At 35.6% G+C, this 16,507-nt stretch carries 19 protein-coding genes and 1 pseudogene; 18 read left to right on the top strand and 2 right to left on the bottom strand.

Annotated features, from left to right (window positions below; translation table 11 throughout):
* Positions 1-38: 38 nt before the first annotated feature.
* From NST63_RS20900 to NST63_RS20880, 5 genes are all read left to right on the top strand, one after another.
* Entirely contained in the window at positions 39-1,265 is a 1,227-nt protein-coding gene (locus NST63_RS20900; RefSeq protein WP_341043629.1) for an MFS transporter, read from the top strand.
* Between the two features lie 107 nt (positions 1,266-1,372).
* Complete coding sequence (locus NST63_RS20895; protein ID WP_341043628.1) at positions 1,373-2,176, top strand: HAD family hydrolase; 804 nt, start codon at positions 1,373-1,375, stop codon at positions 2,174-2,176.
* A 51-nt stretch (positions 2,177-2,227) separates the two neighbouring features.
* A complete protein-coding gene (locus tag NST63_RS20890) occupies positions 2,228-2,782 on the top strand; it encodes a sugar O-acetyltransferase (protein WP_341043627.1) in 555 nt (184 codons plus the stop codon).
* 17 nt (positions 2,783-2,799) lie between these two features.
* Positions 2,800-3,300: a DfrD/DfrG/DfrK family trimethoprim-resistant dihydrofolate reductase gene (gene dfr, locus NST63_RS20885; protein ID WP_341043626.1), complete on the top strand. Its 501-nt coding sequence runs from the start codon at positions 2,800-2,802 to the stop codon at positions 3,298-3,300.
* Positions 3,301-3,489: 189 nt separating this feature from the next.
* Positions 3,490-3,669, top strand: a complete 180-nt coding sequence (locus NST63_RS20880) for a hypothetical protein (RefSeq protein WP_341043625.1) — start codon at positions 3,490-3,492, stop codon at positions 3,667-3,669.
* Between the two features lie 144 nt (positions 3,670-3,813).
* Here NST63_RS20880 and NST63_RS20875 read toward each other — a convergent pair whose 3' ends face one another.
* Positions 3,814-4,362 carry a hypothetical protein gene (locus NST63_RS20875; protein ID WP_341043624.1) on the bottom strand — a complete coding sequence of 183 codons (549 nt, stop codon included), beginning with the start codon at positions 4,360-4,362 and terminating at the stop codon, positions 3,814-3,816.
* Between the two features lie 530 nt (positions 4,363-4,892).
* Between NST63_RS20875 and NST63_RS20870 the strand changes: the two genes are divergently transcribed.
* The 3 genes from NST63_RS20870 (at position 4,893) to NST63_RS20860 (ending at position 8,104) form a co-directional block, all read left to right on the top strand.
* Complete coding sequence (locus NST63_RS20870; protein WP_341043623.1) at positions 4,893-6,179, top strand: histidine--tRNA ligase; 1,287 nt, start codon at positions 4,893-4,895, stop codon at positions 6,177-6,179.
* Positions 6,180-6,298: 119 nt separating this feature from the next.
* Entirely contained in the window at positions 6,299-7,501 is a 1,203-nt protein-coding gene (locus NST63_RS20865) for a macrolide family glycosyltransferase (RefSeq protein WP_341043622.1), read from the top strand.
* Between the two features lie 99 nt (positions 7,502-7,600).
* Complete coding sequence (locus tag NST63_RS20860) at positions 7,601-8,104, top strand: GNAT family N-acetyltransferase (protein WP_341043621.1); 504 nt, start codon at positions 7,601-7,603, stop codon at positions 8,102-8,104.
* Here NST63_RS20860 and NST63_RS20855 read toward each other — a convergent pair.
* Complete coding sequence (locus NST63_RS20855; protein ID WP_341043620.1) at positions 8,070-9,077, bottom strand: DMT family transporter; 1,008 nt, start codon at positions 9,075-9,077, stop codon at positions 8,070-8,072. The genes NST63_RS20860 and NST63_RS20855 overlap by 35 nt on opposite strands.
* A 117-nt stretch (positions 9,078-9,194) precedes the next feature.
* Between NST63_RS20855 and NST63_RS20850 the strand changes: the two genes are divergently transcribed.
* The 10 genes and pseudogenes from NST63_RS20850 to NST63_RS20805 all read left to right on the top strand — a co-directional run bounded on the left by NST63_RS20850 (position 9,195) and on the right by NST63_RS20805 (position 16,482).
* A complete protein-coding gene (locus tag NST63_RS20850; protein WP_341043619.1) occupies positions 9,195-10,073 on the top strand; it encodes an AraC family transcriptional regulator in 879 nt (292 codons plus the stop codon).
* Between the two features lie 218 nt (positions 10,074-10,291).
* Positions 10,292-10,828, top strand: a complete 537-nt coding sequence (locus NST63_RS20845) for a sugar O-acetyltransferase (protein WP_212944312.1) — start codon at positions 10,292-10,294, stop codon at positions 10,826-10,828.
* Positions 10,829-11,164: 336 nt separating this feature from the next.
* The gene (locus tag NST63_RS20840; protein WP_058006655.1) at positions 11,165-11,542 is read left to right on the top strand and encodes a GntR family transcriptional regulator; all 378 of its coding nucleotides are present in this window, start codon (positions 11,165-11,167) and stop codon (positions 11,540-11,542) included.
* Positions 11,542-12,423 carry an ABC transporter ATP-binding protein gene (locus NST63_RS20835; protein ID WP_341043617.1) on the top strand — a complete coding sequence of 294 codons (882 nt, stop codon included), beginning with the start codon at positions 11,542-11,544 and terminating at the stop codon, positions 12,421-12,423. The genes NST63_RS20840 and NST63_RS20835 overlap by 1 nt, the downstream gene beginning before the upstream one ends.
* Positions 12,404-13,012, top strand: coding sequence for an ABC-2 transporter permease (locus tag NST63_RS20830; RefSeq protein ID WP_078109435.1), 609 nt, complete (start codon positions 12,404-12,406; stop codon positions 13,010-13,012). Before NST63_RS20835 ends, NST63_RS20830 begins: the two co-directional genes overlap by 20 nt.
* Before the next feature lie 202 nt (positions 13,013-13,214).
* Positions 13,215-13,289: pseudogene (locus NST63_RS20825) on the top strand (hypothetical protein); the annotation flags it as partial.
* A gap of 140 nt (positions 13,290-13,429) precedes the next feature.
* Positions 13,430-13,930 carry a DUF2798 domain-containing protein gene (locus NST63_RS20820; protein ID WP_058006672.1) on the top strand — a complete coding sequence of 167 codons (501 nt, stop codon included), beginning with the start codon at positions 13,430-13,432 and terminating at the stop codon, positions 13,928-13,930.
* A gap of 162 nt (positions 13,931-14,092) precedes the next feature.
* The gene (locus NST63_RS20815) at positions 14,093-15,196 is read left to right on the top strand and encodes a threonine synthase (protein WP_341043616.1); all 1,104 of its coding nucleotides are present in this window, start codon (positions 14,093-14,095) and stop codon (positions 15,194-15,196) included.
* 8 nt (positions 15,197-15,204) lie between these two features.
* On the top strand, positions 15,205-15,327 hold the full coding sequence (locus NST63_RS20810) for a hypothetical protein (RefSeq protein WP_257233915.1): 123 nt from the start codon (positions 15,205-15,207) through the stop codon (positions 15,325-15,327).
* Positions 15,328-15,468: 141 nt separating this feature from the next.
* A complete protein-coding gene (locus NST63_RS20805) occupies positions 15,469-16,482 on the top strand; it encodes an AraC family transcriptional regulator (RefSeq protein WP_078109433.1) in 1,014 nt (337 codons plus the stop codon).
* Positions 16,483-16,507 lie beyond the last annotated feature (25 nt).

Below are 16,507 nucleotides of genomic sequence, written 5' to 3'. Positions count from 1 at the left end.
AAAGTGAAACGCAAAAATATGTAATGGTGAGGTGTAGGATGGCAACATTCCTTTTGGTCATTATTTATTTGGCATTTATCAGCTTAGGTTTACCAGATTCATTGCTGGGGGTAGCGTGGCCCGTGATGCAATCGGATTTGGATGCGCCACTTGATACAGCGGGATTCCTTTTTATGACAATTGCTGGAGGGACGATTATTTCCAGTTTAGTGAGTGGAAAGATCCTTAAACGGTTTGGAACAGGAAAAGTTACCTTAATCAGTTGCTTGTTGACTGCTTGTGCTTTGCTAGGATTTTATTTTTCCCCATCAATTATTTGGTTATTTATATGTGCCGTCCCTCTTGGATTAGGTGCTGGAGCGGTTGATTCAGGGTTAAACAATTTTGTTGCTATACATTATAAAGCACACCATATGAGCTGGTTACATTGTTTTTGGGGAGTCGGAGCGACAGTGGGGCCACTTATTATCGCTCAATTTATTTCCGGACAAAATTCATGGAGAAATGGATATTTTGCCATTTCCGGCATTCAGTTTACGTTAGTTGTCATCCTGTTCCTTTCTTTGCCCTTATGGAACAGAGTGATCAAAAATAGGAATATCACTCTAAATAAGGATTCAGATGGAGATAAAAATCTTGAGGATGATACAAAAAATCTCAAACCTTTACAAATCAAAGGAGTTAAACTGGCACTGATCTCTTTCTTATTTTATTGTGCGGTTGAATCAACAGTTGGTCTTTGGGGGAGTAGTTTTCTAGTAAATGTAAAACACTTACCTGCAGCGGTTGCTGCCCAATGGGTTTCTCTATATTATGGAGGAATTACTGTTGGTCGATTTATTACAGGATTTATTACCTTTAAAATGAATAATGCGACTCTCATTCGATTAGGGCAAATCATTGCTTTAATTGGTGCCATACTTTTATCCCTGCCCCTTCCATCTATTTTCGCACTGATAGGTATGATATTGGTCGGCTTAGGTTTAGCTCCGATCTTTCCATGTATGTTGCATGAAACACCCACTCGATTTGGGAAAAAGCAATCCCAGATAATTATGGGCTATCAAATGGCAGTTGCTTATACTGGTAGTACTTTTATGCCGCCGCTTCTTGGTTTCCTTGCATCTCATTCAACAATCGGGATCTTCCCGTTTTGTATTTTGTTTTTTGTTATAGCCATGCTTTTAAGCTCAGAAAAATTAAATATCGATTTGAAAAAGAAAGGCACTTTTCTCAAACATGATGCTAGTCAGGTAAAGCTATAACTAATCATTGTAGTTGAAGTTGTTATCCACTTCCATTTCACTGAGAAAATAGTATGTAAATGATCTAGGAGAAATGAGCATCTACAATATAAAGGGGGGAGCTTTAAATGATTAAATTAGTGTTATCTGACATGGACGGGACATTCCTTAATAATGATGGCGACTTTAACCGGGAGCTGTATAAAGATGTAAAAAAGATAATGAATGAAAAGGGAGTTGTTTTTGCCCCTGTTACTGGGAAGCAATGCGAGCGCATAGAAGAATTATTTGGTGAAGATGCAGACGATTTATGGATTTTAGGTGATAGTGCAACACGAATCAAACATAATAAAAAATTTGTTTATGAATCTCTTATTAATAACACATTAGGATTGGAAATAATAAGTTGTCTTGAAAAAATAAGTCTGTACCATACAATCATTGCTTGCACTAGAAGTGGTGCAATGATTAAAAATAACATCCCTCCAACAGAAGCAGCCATTGTTAGAAAATCCTATGCCCAAGTAAAACAGGTATCAGAATTTAATGAGATAACAGAGGATTTTGTTAAGATTACCATTCATGATCCTGCTCTTGGTTGTTTTGAAACGAGGGAAAAATTATCTCAGTTTTTTGACCGAGCATATATGGTCGCTTCGGAGCCTGCATGGATTGATATAGCTAATGTCAATGTTCATAAGGGTACTACAGTGGCACATTTACAACGCTTATTAAATGTTACTTTTGAAGAAACAATGGTATTCGGAGATGGTCATAATGATATTGAGCTTATGGCATGTGGCTTGTATAGCTTTGCAGTTCGAAATGCAGTTCAAGAAGTAAAGGAAGTAGCAAATTTTATTACTCGATCGAATGAAGAGGATGCGGTAATGCAAACTATCATTCAAATTTTGGCTTTACAAGGAAATTAACGAGTTACGAAACTACTTTCGCATAAAAATTAACTAGGGAAGAGGATACCTATGAAAACAGAGAAAGAAAAAATGCTAGCTGGGGAAATGTACAATCCCGCTGACCCAGTTTTATTACAGGAACGTGATGAAGCAAGACGAAAGGTTAGAATATATAATCAAACCCTTGAAACAGAAGGAGAAAAACGAACGCAATTACTAAAGGAATTACTCGGTTCAACTGGTGAAAATATATATATGGAGCCAAATATAAGATTTGATTATGGCTATAATACGCATGTTGGAGAAAACTTTTTTGCAAACTTTGACTGTACCATCCTAGATGTTTGTAAAGTACAGATTGGGGATAATTGTATGTTTGGACCTGGGGTGCACATTTATACGGCCACACATCCACTGAATCCAATTGAACGAAATTCGGGTAAAGAGTACGCAAAACCTATTACGATTGGTAATAATGTATGGATTGGTGGCAGTGCCGTAATAATTCCAGGAGTGACGATAGGTGATAATGTTGTCATTGCATCAGGTGCAGTAGTTACTAAAGATGTACCAGATAATGTAGTAGTCGGTGGTAATCCAGCAAAAGTAATTAAGCAGATTTAACGGGAGCGTTTGTGCATATGAAAATTTCTTTAATTGTCGCAATGGATAAAAATAGAGTCATTGGTTATAAGAATGATATTCCATGGAGAATACCTCGGGATTGGGAATATGTTAAAAATACTACAAAAGGACATCCAATCATATTAGGTCGGAAAAATTTCGAATCGATTGGCAGGGCTTTACCGCATAGAAGAAATATTATTTTGACCAGGGATAAAAATGTCATATTTGCTAATTGTGAGATGGCTTATTCAATGAATGAGGTTTTTGAGATGTGTAAAAACGAAGAAGAGATTTTTATCTTCGGGGGAGAACAGATCTATAAATTATTCTTACCTTATGTTAGGAAAATGTACATAACAAAAATTGATCATGAATTTGAAGGAGATACCTTTTTTCCAGAAGTTAATTATGATGAATGGAAAGAAGTATCTGTTGAAAAAGGCGTAAAGGATGATAAAAATCCATATCATTATTTTTTTCATATTTATGAACGAAATATCGCTACTGAGAGCTAAAATTTTTAGGGGATTTGATTTTACTTTGTGAATAAGGATAGGATGTAGGAGGTTTGAACAAATAAACATTCTACCTGTGCCTCAAAAAAGTCTTAACTAATTTAAAGAAAACAGCTTTTCCCCATCTATTATTTTCCACTTTATGTTCTACAAGGATGAAATTTTAATGGCTACGGGGGGCACTTATATATGAATTTACTTTGGAAGGGTTTATTATTTGGTATAGCAATATTTATTTTCTTTGTGATATGGGATTATATAAAAAAAAGTGCAATTGATTGGTCTGATATCATTATTAGGTCTATTATTTATGCGGTAGTTTACATCCTCATTACAGCTTTAATGGATAAAAATGAGAAAGCAAACTAAGAAGCCCTCGAAACAATTAATAAACTTCACTATTAAGATCATAAGATTAGTAGAAGGAAAGAAACCCACTGCTTGTATCAGAGCCTGCTTGATATGAAGTAGTGGGAAATGGAAGAAGCTAGAAAATTTGCAATAGAGATAGCTTTATTTTGTTATATGAATTATATTATTAGAAATCTTTACGTTTAAACTGAACGCATCTGCCATGTAGCGGACTGGTACATAAAGTGTATTATTTTTTACAAATGGGCCATCATAGATATCCTTAATCAGTTCACAAAGATCTGTTTCACTAACGCATTTGATTTTTGCATCATATATTTGAATATCGTCAGGACTATATGCTTTTCCAATTCTTTTTATAATCGAATAGCCTCTATTTTTATTTCCCCAAATAGTGACTCGTTTGCTTGCTCCATCAATTTCATAATATTGATAAAGGTCTAATTCATCTACTAGGGAGTATGAGATTGTGTATCCCAATTTGTTCGTCATTGCTCTTAGTGGGACGTAGCTCCTTCCTTTGATGACTTGAACATTAGCATTAACTTTTTTCCCATCTATAGATAATGTATATTTTGATGCAGGTGTTAGTGTCGACGCCTTCGCGATTTGTTTCTCTACACCCCCAAACATTAATGAAATGGCCATTAACATGGTCATAATGACAAAAGATAACTTTCTACTAATCATTTTCTATCCCCCTTTTTGCGAAAAATAACTCCCATATTTTAATTCATTCATCCAATTGCTGTTTATAATATTCTAATAATTCTGTGATATATAATCAACTTCATATTCTAAATCAGTCATAAATCCTCATTTTTACCTAATAGCTTATTTAAAAAGAGATGTGTATAACAACCTTCATCAAAAGTTGACTATACTACTATCGTTTAATTTAGCAGAATGTTGTTGAAAATAATCATGGAGTATAGTATATTATTGGAAATTAGAGGTGGGTATCATGCGTTCATTTCAGTTAATTAAGCTGTTCTCACAATTACATCATCATATCAAGTAGCCTTGCTAGCCGATTTAAAAAATCGTAAATAGGAAGGCTATTTATCATTCAACCGTATTTGATTAAGTTAAACACTTAAATCAGGTGCGGTTTTTTCGTTTTTTTTAAGGAATGTTGCTATGTAGATAAGTTTTAACTTATCTTCTTCATTCCATGGAGGAAAGAGCTATACACTTATTAAAATTTGGAGGTTAAGACGATGAAGAAAATGGATTATCAAAATGTAAAAGGAACTCAAGATTATTTACCTAATGCTGAAGTGGTGCGAAGAAATATTCGACAAATTTTAGAAGAGGTATTTATACAATATGGATGTCAACCACTAGAAACACCAATATTAAATTATACTGAATTGCTTGCTTCGAAATATGGCGGTGGTGCTGAAATATTAGAGGAAATGTACACGTTAACTGATCGAGGAGAAAGAGAGTTAGCATTGAGATACGATCTAACTATTCCGTTTGCAAAAGTTGTTGCTATGAACCCATCATTAAAGATGCCTTTTAAAAGATATGAAATTGGTAAAGTGTTTAGAGATGGACCTATAAAAACAGGGAGGTTTCGAGAATTTACACAATGTGATGTTGATATTGTAGGAGTAGATTCGCAAGTAGCAGAAGCTGAATTAATGATGATGGCCTTGGATGTATTCAATAAACTCGAATTAAAGGTAACCATTCAGTATAATAATCGAAAATTGCTAACTGGAATGCTTGAAGTATTTGGTATAGAGGTTGAAAAAATGAACAAGGTTGTGTTAATTCTAGATAAGCTCGAAAAAGTAGGCTTAGCTGCTGTTATTTCTGAACTTAGTGAACAGGGATTATCAAGTTCAACGATTCATTTAATAAATCAATTTTTAACTGATGAAAATAATACAAGTTTTAGCTATTTTGAATCCTATTCGAATCAAAATGAAAAAGTAAGGCAAGGCTTAGATGAATTAAAAGAGCTCGAATCCTATCTAGAATTTCTTAAAGTAGAGAAATTATGTGTATTTAATCCTTTTTTAGCAAGGGGATTAGAGATTTACACTAGTACTATTTATGAAATATTCTTAACGGACCAGTCGATTAAATCCAGTATTGGAAGTGGTGGCAGATATGATAATGCAATTGGTGGGTTGATAGGAACAAATGAGAGCTTTTCAACGGTGGGAATCTCATTCGGCCTTGATGTTATTTATACGGCTATACGTACATCTACGGAAGAAATGAAGGAAAATCCATATGTGGATTATTATATTATTCCATTAGGAACTCAAAAAGAATCCTTATTAGTAGCCAATTATTTAAGAAAACAAGGCTATAAAGTCGAATATGAGATGAGTAACAAAAAACTAGGTAAAGCCCTTGAAAAAGCAAATAAAGAGAAGATTCGCTATGTGATCATTATTGGAGAGAATGAAGTGGAAAATAATCAATTTAAAATCAAGGATATGTTTACAGGTGATGAAAAAATAGTATCTTATCAGTATAGGGATTGAAAAAGTGTTTCCGTAGCTATGATGACTGAATAAGGCTCTTTTCTAAGAGAATTGAAGGTTTTCAATTTAGAAAAGAGCTAAATCAAGATAACGAACTGTAATGTAAGGAGTGTGTATAAATGGCACGTGTTTTATTTATTAATGGTGGATCAGAAGGACATGTGAATCCAACGATTGGAGTTGTGCAAGAACTTATTTCACGTGGGGAAGATGTCGTGTATTTTACAATAGAAGCTTATCGGGAGCGCATTGAGAAGACAGGAGCTACTGTAAGAACATTTGACGGTGACAAGTTTATTAAAGCCTTTATTTCGGGTGGACGAAGGTTTTTACTCGAAAGAATCAATGGTCTATTGCGTACAGCGGACATCATTATACCTAGTGTGCTTGAGCAAATAGAAGGTGAGCAGTTTGATTATATGATCCACGATTCGATGTTTGGGTGTGGACGTTTGCTCGCACAAATCCTTAAACTCCCTGCCATTAATTCCTGTACTTCTTTTGCCGAAACAAAAGCAGGATTCGATCAAATGCTGGAGCAACTTTCAGAAAATATCCCTACAGATATACTTAAAACGCTAAATGATGAATTTCAACATCTTACCACTAATATTAAAGACAAATATAATGTTCAAATCCATTCGCCCTATGAAGTATTTTGTAATCCTGCACCACTTACAATGGTTTATACAACGAGGGAGTTCCAACCTCTTGCAGAAACATTTGACGAAACTTATCAATTTGTTGGCCCATCCATCTCTATCCGACCAACGAAAGAAAGCTTCGACATGAGGGCTATAAAGGGAAAAAGCCTCATTTACATTTCACTTGGTACGATCATGAATCATGCAATTGACTTTTATAAGCTTTGTATCCAAGCATTGGGGAACACGGATCATCATGTTGTCATGTCAATTGGCGAGAAAACTCAAATAGCTGAGTTAGGCGAGATTCCTAAAAACTTCATCGTCAAACAATATGTTCCGCAAACTGAGGTGCTAAAAAACACTAAATTATTTATCACCCATGGTGGAATGAATAGTGCACATGAAGGTCTCTATTATGGGGTACCGCTCATTGTCATCCCACAAAGTGCGGATCAACCGATCATTGCCGAGCAAGTTGTCAAAATCGGAGCAGGAATTAAATTAAATATGCAAAGCTTGACCGAAGATCAACTACGTGATGCTGTAGATCAAGTATTAAATAATCCTTCCTTCCAAAGCATGGCTGCAAATACTAGTGAATCCTTTCAAGCATCGGGTGGATATCGCCAAGCTGTTGAAGAGATTTTCAAATTTAAAAGTAAATATGGGATTTAAAAAAGTTATTGAGCGGGAGAGTAAATAAACGCGTAATAAAGGAAATTCTTGCTTCCATATAGAAAGAGTAACAAACACGTTGTGAAGGGATGAAAAAATATGGAGGCAAGTAACCAAATCATTCAGATTAAGCCTTGGGCAGAAGAAGATCTTACTTTACTATTTCAAATTAATTCTCCAGAAATGATGCAGCACCTCGGAGGTCCAGAGAGTGAAGAGCAGATTTTGAAACGTCATAACCGATATTTAGAATTAGGTGATAGGGGGCGTATGTTTTCCGTTATTGTATTGCCAGAGTACGAACATGTTGGTTCTGTAGGTTATTGGGAAACTACTTGGAACGGAGAAAGTATCTATGAAACTGGATGGAGCATCCTACCAGCCTATCAAGGAAAAGGAATTGCTACAAATGCAGTGAAATTAGCCATTGATGAGGCAGCTTCTATGAACAAGCATAAATACATACATGCTTTCCCTTCCATTGATAATCCTGCATCAAATGCAATTTGTCGGAAGCTTCATTTTCAATTACTATCTGAATGTGAATTCGAATACCCTCCAGGAAATTTTATGAGCTGCAATAATTGGCGTTTGAGTCTATGATCGTTAAGATAAAAATGAGGCCCTTTAATAGATTAACTATAAAGGGTCTCCTTCTTTTTTGAGATTGCCTTTTTGGCGAAGAAGCCTTTTTATTTAAAGCCAATAATAGGATCATACCTATGATACAAGCTGTACCTACCCATTGGAAAACTCCAAAAGGCTCTTTTAACCAAAAGACAGTCGTTAGTACAGCAGCTAAAGGCTCGATGCTGCCTAAAAGACTAGACTCTTTAGGTGATAGACTTTGTAAGCTTTTTATATAAAACCAAAATGCGATCATTGTACCGAATATGATGACAAAAACTAAGTATGAATATGCTTCAAGGGTTAAATGAGAAAAGTCCATTTGCCAAGGTGGGTGAATAAAGCTTAATGCAAAGCCTCCGATAATCATCGCCCAGCCAACAATGACAAGGGAATCATACTTTTTCAGTAAAGGAATAGCGAATAAAGTGTAAAATGCCAACGCTAGTCCTGATAAAATCCCCCAAATGATTGCAGGTGTCGGAACGGATAATTGTGATAGTGAAGCGTTTGTTAATAAGAAAAAGCAACCAATTAATGCGAGCGACACGGTATATAAATCTTGCCGTGTTAGGGTAGCCTGTTTGCGTATAATTAAGTAAATGATAATGAAGACAGGCGCTAAATATTGCAATAGCGTAGCCACCGCAGCATTCCCATGTTTAATGGAGGCCATATAGGTGTATTGAACCGCAAGCATACCAATTAAACCGAAAATGATTAGCTGAATAGCTGTCCTTTTATTTTTCCAAACCGTTAGTACTTGAGAACGGTCCTTCCCAATTAATTGAATCACTAATAGTAATCCACCAGCTATCAGTAGTCGTGTTGAAACAAGCCAGTTCACATCAATCCCATATTGTTGAAACAGCTTTTTTGCTACCGTACCACCAATTCCCCAAAATATGGCTCCTGTTATAACAAGAAATAAGCCTTTACCTCTGTTCATAGTCATGTTCCACCTTTAAATATAAAAATCGTGTTGTACTATTGTAATAATTAGTGGTATTTTCCTGAAAAAATATCTAAATTGAATATAAAAGTATCAATATATTGAGGTGATTATTTGAAACATTTCACTGTTGATCAAAGTTATAAAGAGTTAACCGAGCATCGTACATTATTGTTACCGGTTGCCTGCTATGAAACGGCAATTAACCAAAATATAAATGGACATATCCCACTCCATTGGCATGATGAAATTCAATTTGTCCTGATCATCAAAGGAGAAGCTGTATTTCAAGTAAATGAAGAAAAAATAATCGTCCAAGAAGGTGAGGGGCTATTTATCAATAGTAGCTGTCTGCACATGGCTGAGGAGATTAATCATTCTGGATGTGTCTATATCTGCTTAAATGTTTCACCTCATTTCGTCTTAGCTCAAGATCTCTATGCAACCTATGTAGCTCCGTATATACAAGCAACAAATTTAACGTATGTACACCTAGACAAAAAGGAAGAATGGGGGAAAAACATTTTAGATGCGATTATAAAGATCAATCATTTGATGCAAGAAAAGTCCCCATATTATGAAATTGACATCACAGTACAATTAACTTTGATGTGGCAAAACTTAATCATAAACGGTTTCCAATTAAAGTACGAACAGTCAGAAATGATAAGGAACAAGCGAATGAAGCAAATGCTAAATTGGATTCATCAACACTACGCAGAGAAAGTAATGCTAAAAGATATAGCACGAGCTGGGCAATTGAGCCGATCTGAATGTTGTCGATATTTTAAGCGGTATTTAAAGAAAACCCCATCAAATTATCTTACGGAATATCGAATTCAGAAGAGTAAAGCTCTATTACAGCAACCAGATTCCAATGTCACAGATGTTGCTTTTCAAGTAGGATTTAACAGCACAAGCTATTTTATCGAGAAATTTAAAAAGTCGATGAAAATGACTCCCCTAACATTTAAAAAAAATAAAAATGACTAATATTTAAGAAACAGTCGTACATAAAAGTGACAGATGACTCAATAGCAGAAGGAAAAAATAAGGTATCCATATAATGAATAATTAAGCACATTATTGGGGTGTTCTTTATGAAATTGGAGGACAAAAGCCAAAAGAAAAAGTATTTATTAATCTATTGAACGCCATTTTTGATTTGTAGGGTAATGTGCTTGAAAGAAATACGAAGGTGGTTTTAGGAGATGACTGATAAAGAAAAAATCTATTATGAACGAGGGACAGAGGAATTAAAAAGGAAGAGTAATCGTGCACATCAACTTGTTCGGAAACTGAATAATATGGACGTTGATGAGGATTTACAGAAGATAGAAATCATAAATGAATTATTCGGTAGTGTTGGTGAAAGCCCTAGTATTGAACATAATTTTCATTGTGACCTAGGTTACAACATTCATGTCGGTCATCAATTTTATGCCGGGTACAACTGTACTATTTTAGATATGGCTGAAGTGAGAATCGGTGATCATTGTATGATAGGACCGAATGTTGGAATATATACGGCGGGTCATTCCGTTGAACCAAAAGATAGAAATAAAAGTGGGTATGCCATACCAATTAGAATCGGAATCGATGTATGGATAGGTGGAAGTTGTGTGATTTTAGCAGGGGTTACCATTGGGGACAATTCCATTGTTGCTGCAGGCTCTGTTGTGACAAAGGATGTTCCAGCTAATACAATAGTTGCTGGTAATCCAGCGAAAATACTAAGAAACATTTAAATGTACGCATCTAATTAATGAAGTGCTTTACTTACGATAGAGTAGAGCATTTTTTATTTTTTAGGCTCTTTTCTCAAACATATTTAAGTAAAGTTATAACGAATCAATATCATCTGAGGATTTACGGAGAGGCTTTTTAAAAGCAACAAACTATATGAAAACAGTATTTTCTAAACAGATGGCGCTTGCCAGAATTGGAGCCATTTTCGGAAGAAAAAATTGTATGGTAAATATTTTTACTATTTTTCCAAATTATGTTGAAAATGAAAATAACTTTGTGTATATTGTATATAATGTATGTATCGATATATATATAATTTATGAAGAGGTTTTGTCATGCAAATCATCATTTCGAATCGTTCAAAGCAACCCATATATGAACAAATTTATACTCAATTTAAAGATCATATTCTTGCGAATAGATTGAAAGCGGGACATCATTTGCCTTCCATGCGCCAATTAGCTAAGGAGTTGAATGTAAGTCTCATTACGACAAAGCGTGCTTATGAAGAATTAGAGAAGAATGGTTTTATTTATTCAGTGGTTGGGAAAGGCTCGTTTGTATCGGATCAGAATAATGAAATGATTAAAGAAGGAAAAATGAAGGCGATTGAAGAGCAATTGGTGACGGCGATAAAAAATAGTAAGGAAATTGGTGTCACGCTAACAGAACTAAAAGAATTGCTTACCATCTTATATAGGGAGGAAGAATGATGGAAAATGTGATTGAAATTAAAAATGTTCATAAATCATTCGAAGGTTTTCAGCTGAAGGATCTAACATTGACCGTAAAAAAAGGATTTGTCACAGGTTTTATCGGAGGAAATGGTGTAGGGAAATCCACAACGATTAAGCTGATCATGAATTTATTGCAGCCTGATAGTGGAACGATTTCTGTATTTGGTTTGAATTATAAGGAGCATGAAAAAGAAATCAAGCAGCGCATTGGTTTTGTATATGACGAAAATGTTTTTTATGATCATTTAACATTGGCTGAAATGAAAGAGATTGTGAAACGCTCCTATGTAAATTGGGATGATCAGCTATTCAATGATTATGTGAAAACATTTAACTTGCCGCTAACTAAAAAAATTAAGTCATTTTCCAAAGGAATGATGATGAAAGCCTCGCTATCTATTGCTTTATCCCATCATGCGGAATTAATTATTATGGATGAACCTACGTCTGGATTAGACCCAATTTTTCGTCGGGAGCTGTTGGATATCCTGCATCAGCTTATGCAAGATGGAAATAAAACAATCTTTTTTTCGACCCATATTACAACGGATTTAGACACAATTGCGGATTATATCACTTTTATTCATCAAGGAGAGCATATTTTTACAAAGGAATTGTATCAAATTGAAGAGGAGTACGCGATTGTTAAAGGAGGACTGGATCTATTAGATCGAGAGACAGAAAAGGAATTTATATCAATCCGAAAATCAAATTATGGGTTTGAGGCATTAACAGCAAATAAAGTAAGGACAGAAGAGGTATTTGGTGAAATGGTGTTAATTGAAAAACCAACTCTTGAAGATATTATGTACTACACAAAGAAAGGGGCTGAACAGTATGTTCAATTTAATACGTAAAGATCTAACCTTACAGAAAAAAACATTAGCGCTGTTATTACTTGGTTTATGTATTTATTTATTTTTAGATGCCTCCCCCCTCTGGGTAGGGATTGTCTTTAGTATTGCTATTTCGATGAATGCCATATCGATGGATGAAAAGTCTTCCATCCATATGCTCATCAATTCTCTACCGTATACGCGGAAAGAAATTGTCAGTTCAAAGTATATTGTTATGGTTCTCTTTACGTTGATGGTAGCTGCAACCATTTTTATAGGAAATTTCATCATTCGTGGTGAACTTTTTGAATGGAAAGACATCCTGCTAATGGTTGGAATTGTGATGGTGGCTATCTCATTAATGTTGCCATTCTGTTATAAGTTCAAAAGTAATTACTTGTTAATCGCTACTATGATAGGATTTGGCGTGTATTTGTTAGTTGTAAATTTTGTCGTTCAAAACTTAAACGATAGAATTAGAGAGTTGGTTCACATGCTACTAAGCTTAGAAAATACTCAGCTTTATTTCTTGATTGGCTTATTGGTTATAACTTTATATATAGGTTCATGGCTACTATCGATTCGTATTTATAGAAATAAAGTATTTTAAAAGGCTTTTTTCTCAAACATTATTGCTATTAACGATCACAGAAAAAGGAGAACCAAACAAAATCGTAGTTGGATGATTTCCATTGGGGCATACGTGGGTTTGCAGATCATTTTCTCATCATTGACAACTCTTCATGGTCATCTGGCTTCAATAAAGGAGCACTTTTTGATAGACTAACAAATTCTAAGGTTTTACGGAATGGTTCACTCCATATGACATCGTCCAATTTAATAGATTTACAGTGGTCTTTTCGATCGCTTTGTTTCCAGCTCATTAATAGGTGCCATGAAATACTTTTCTGTTAGGAAGAAAACAGTCAGTTGATTGAATTAAAACCTATTTCACAAAATGTTCACTTACGAGGCAATTTTTACATCCTTATAATACAAGAGGTATACAAAAGAAGGGATGATGGAATTGCCAACAACAAAGAAAGAAAGCTTACAATTTGGTTTACTCATGTGTTTTGGAATGGTTTTAGTTATGACTATGTATAATTTTTTCCTTAATGGTACCTTTGGTCAAATAACTTTTATTGAAGGAATTTTAGATTTCCTGGTGGGGTTTATTATTGCCTTTATCCTTGACTGGTTTCTCGTTGGACCTCTTGCTAAAAAAATTGCCTTGCAATTAACCGCCAATACAACAAAAAAAATCTATACAGTATTAACAATTTCGATATGTATGGTTATTGGAATGGCGTTTTTTATGTCCATTTACGGAATGATTATGTCTAATTTAAAAAATGGATTTGATTCCAACACAGTAATCACTGATTATTTATCTGTTTATGGTAAAAATATAATCGTTGCCTTGCCGTTACAACTTATTATTATGGGCCCAATCGTGCGTTATATTTTTACGAAGTATATTAAATCTGATAAAAATAAATATGGAAACATACACAGCATTTCATGACTATTTAAGGTTATGATAGCAATAGACTACTGCGTTATCCTAAATGGATAACGCTTTTAATTTACACCTTGGGACAGGTACTACATAATAGTTATATAATTTTTACTTTATTAAAATGAAAATCTCTACTTAAAATAAAAACAGTTGAAAGGATTATCAATGATGGAACAATTTATTTGTAACAGCTGTGGAAAAAAGTATGATATTAAACTGACTTTATGGAAGTGTGAGTGTGGTGGCGTATTTAATATTGTAAAAGAGACACCAAGAATAAATAAATTAGCTTGGAACAACTATCCGAACTCGTTATGGCGGTATGTTGAAACGATGCCATTCGGAAAAGATTCGAATACGTGGAAAGCGATTACAATGGGTGAAGGCCAATCTCCATTGATCGTTTTAGACCCCCTAGAGCCAAATACATATGTAAAAGTCGAATATATGATGCCTACACTATCTTTTAAAGATCGAGGGGCTGCTGTCTTAATGAGTAAGGCGAAGGAGTTAGGGGTTTCAAAAGTGATTGCCGATAGCAGTGGAAATGCTGGGACGGCGATTGCAGCCTATGCAGCCCGTTGTCATATTGCCTGCGATATTTATTTAAGCGATGAAACCTCACCGAAAAAGATTGCGCAAATAAAAGCACATGGAGCAAATATTAAGGCCATTCATGGTACACGAGAGGACGTAGCGGCTGCAGCACAAAAAGCAGTAAATGAAGAAAAGGTTTTTTATGCAAGTCATGTGTATAATCCTTACTTCTATGAAGGAACTAAAACCTATGCCTATGAAATTTATGAGCAATTATCAGGAGCACCTGATTCATTAATCATTCCTGTTGGAAATGGTACTCTTTTACTTGGTGCATTTTATGGTTTTAAAGAGCTATTGGAAAACGGATTGATAGATAAAATGCCGAAAATGATTGCAGTCCAAGCGGCAAACTGTGCACCTCTTGTTCAGGCTTATGAAAATGGGAGGGACGTCGCTGCACCGGTTACGAATCAAGGGACTTTAGCAGAAGGAATTGCGATTGCAGCACCTGCACGTTCAAAACAAATTTTAGAAGCGGTACGTGAAACATGCGGAATATTTATTGATATAGAAGAAGCTGAAATTTTGAATGCACGACAAATGCTTGCTGCCAAAGGCTTTTATGTAGAAGTCACATCAGCAGTAAACTATGCAGCTTACTTAAAATATAAGAAGCAACCAGAAGAAAAAATCGTCATCCCACTTTGTGGTGCGGGAATTAAATCTAATTAAATAGGAAAATGGGAAATTTTTTAGTCCAATGGATGGACAATGATTATTTGCCATTTTTATTTAATGAAGCTGCCTATACAAACGGCAGCTTTGTTCCGCTAACTGGTACCCATCCGAATGAATTGGCGTAATTAGCAAGTGGATTGTCGCTCTATGCTAGTTACAGAGCGATATCGGATTGGTATGATAATCATTGTCCCTTCGGATAAAGACAAGACTTAATGATAAAGTATAAACAAGTGAATCTAGATAGCTAAAGGAGGGCGATATGTATGACTTCACAAACACGCATTAAAATTCCAGCTGGATTTTGGACTGGGTTACGTCAATTAGGGATGAATCCACACGATGTGGTTCGCAAAGCGAGTCTGCCGCTTACGATTATTAATAAACCAGTTGTCTCTACTACTCAATATTTCGCCATCTGGCGGGCATATTCTGACCTTATTGGCGACACTGCCAAAGGAATCATTATGCTTCCAACCGTCTTTGAAACGGCTCAATATCCACCGGCTGTCTTAGCAACTTATCATGCTCGTGACTACCGTGACGCTTTAAACCGAATGGTTCGGTATAAACAAATGTGCCCTCCTGAAAGCTTATGTATGAAAGAGGAAGGTGAGAATTGCACGATCGAACTGAAATGGTTATCTACGGAGGAAGCTGGACCACCAATACTTGTTGGTGTCACGCTAGCATTTCTACTAGAGCTAGGACGCCGGGGTACAGGTCAGCCTATAGTAGCAAAGCATGTTGAATTTTCACACGAAATGGGTAACGTACAAATACTTGAGGAATACTTTGGCTGCCGGATCCGGGTCGGTGCAAATTGTAATCGATTGACGCTGCATCGAAAAGATCTAGATCGCCCCTTTGTCTCGTACAATGCGGAGCTGTTGGAGATTCTGACTCCCGTACTGGATCAATCATTAGATGAGCAGAAAAACAAATACTCAACCGCTGAGAAGGCAAAGTGGATGATTAAACGTAGTTTAACAGGAGGGCACACCGACATTCAGACGATCGCGAGCGAGCTGGGGATGAGCAATCGTACTTTGCAGCGCCGACTTGCTGATGAAGGCACGAACTTTAAGCAATTGTTGACACAAGCTCGACATGAGCTGGCACGGGAGTATTTGGCAGACCCATTGCTTGATATTAAAGAAGTCGCATTCCTGGTTGGATATGAAGACCAAAACTCATTTTACCGTGCCTTCCGCCATTGGGAAGGGGATACCCCTTTACATTGGCGTGCAGAGCACTTAGGGACAAATCGAATAAATTAAACTTTGACAAAATTATCCCCTTTCA

Origin of the sequence: Heyndrickxia sp. FSL W8-0496, assembly GCF_038007825.1 — a bacterium.
GTDB lineage: Bacteria > Bacillota > Bacilli > Bacillales > Bacillaceae_C > Heyndrickxia > Heyndrickxia oleronia.
This window is presented reverse-complemented; position numbering and strand designations above follow the sequence as displayed.

What these genes read in the sequence shown, in the direction of transcription:
- NST63_RS20900 (WP_341043629.1), top strand. Translation starts at nt 39, where the DNA reads ATGGCAACATTCCTTTTGGTCATTATTTATTTGGCATTTATCAGCTTA.
- NST63_RS20835 (WP_341043617.1), top strand. Translation starts at nt 11,542, where the DNA reads ATGGAAAATGTGATTGAAATTAAAAATGTTCATAAATCATTCGAAGGT.
- NST63_RS20855 (WP_341043620.1), bottom strand. Translation starts at nt 9,077, where the DNA reads ATGAACAGAGGTAAAGGCTTATTTCTTGTTATAACAGGAGCCATATTT.
- NST63_RS20865 (WP_341043622.1), top strand. Translation starts at nt 6,299, where the DNA reads ATGGCACGTGTTTTATTTATTAATGGTGGATCAGAAGGACATGTGAAT.
- NST63_RS20840 (WP_058006655.1), top strand. Translation starts at nt 11,165, where the DNA reads ATGCAAATCATCATTTCGAATCGTTCAAAGCAACCCATATATGAACAA.
- NST63_RS20875 (WP_341043624.1), bottom strand. Translation starts at nt 4,362, where the DNA reads ATGATTAGTAGAAAGTTATCTTTTGTCATTATGACCATGTTAATGGCC.
- NST63_RS20860 (WP_341043621.1), top strand. Translation starts at nt 7,601, where the DNA reads ATGGAGGCAAGTAACCAAATCATTCAGATTAAGCCTTGGGCAGAAGAA.
- dfr (WP_341043626.1), top strand. Translation starts at nt 2,800, where the DNA reads ATGAAAATTTCTTTAATTGTCGCAATGGATAAAAATAGAGTCATTGGT.
- NST63_RS20880 (WP_341043625.1), top strand. Translation starts at nt 3,490, where the DNA reads ATGAATTTACTTTGGAAGGGTTTATTATTTGGTATAGCAATATTTATT.
- NST63_RS20810 (WP_257233915.1), top strand. Translation starts at nt 15,205, where the DNA reads ATGGGAAATTTTTTAGTCCAATGGATGGACAATGATTATTTGCCATTT.
- NST63_RS20870 (WP_341043623.1), top strand. Translation starts at nt 4,893, where the DNA reads ATGAAGAAAATGGATTATCAAAATGTAAAAGGAACTCAAGATTATTTA.
- NST63_RS20830 (WP_078109435.1), top strand. Translation starts at nt 12,404, where the DNA reads ATGTTCAATTTAATACGTAAAGATCTAACCTTACAGAAAAAAACATTA.
- NST63_RS20845 (WP_212944312.1), top strand. Translation starts at nt 10,292, where the DNA reads ATGACTGATAAAGAAAAAATCTATTATGAACGAGGGACAGAGGAATTA.
- NST63_RS20895 (WP_341043628.1), top strand. Translation starts at nt 1,373, where the DNA reads ATGATTAAATTAGTGTTATCTGACATGGACGGGACATTCCTTAATAAT.
- NST63_RS20805 (WP_078109433.1), top strand. Translation starts at nt 15,469, where the DNA reads ATGACTTCACAAACACGCATTAAAATTCCAGCTGGATTTTGGACTGGG.
- NST63_RS20890 (WP_341043627.1), top strand. Translation starts at nt 2,228, where the DNA reads ATGAAAACAGAGAAAGAAAAAATGCTAGCTGGGGAAATGTACAATCCC.
- NST63_RS20815 (WP_341043616.1), top strand. Translation starts at nt 14,093, where the DNA reads ATGGAACAATTTATTTGTAACAGCTGTGGAAAAAAGTATGATATTAAA.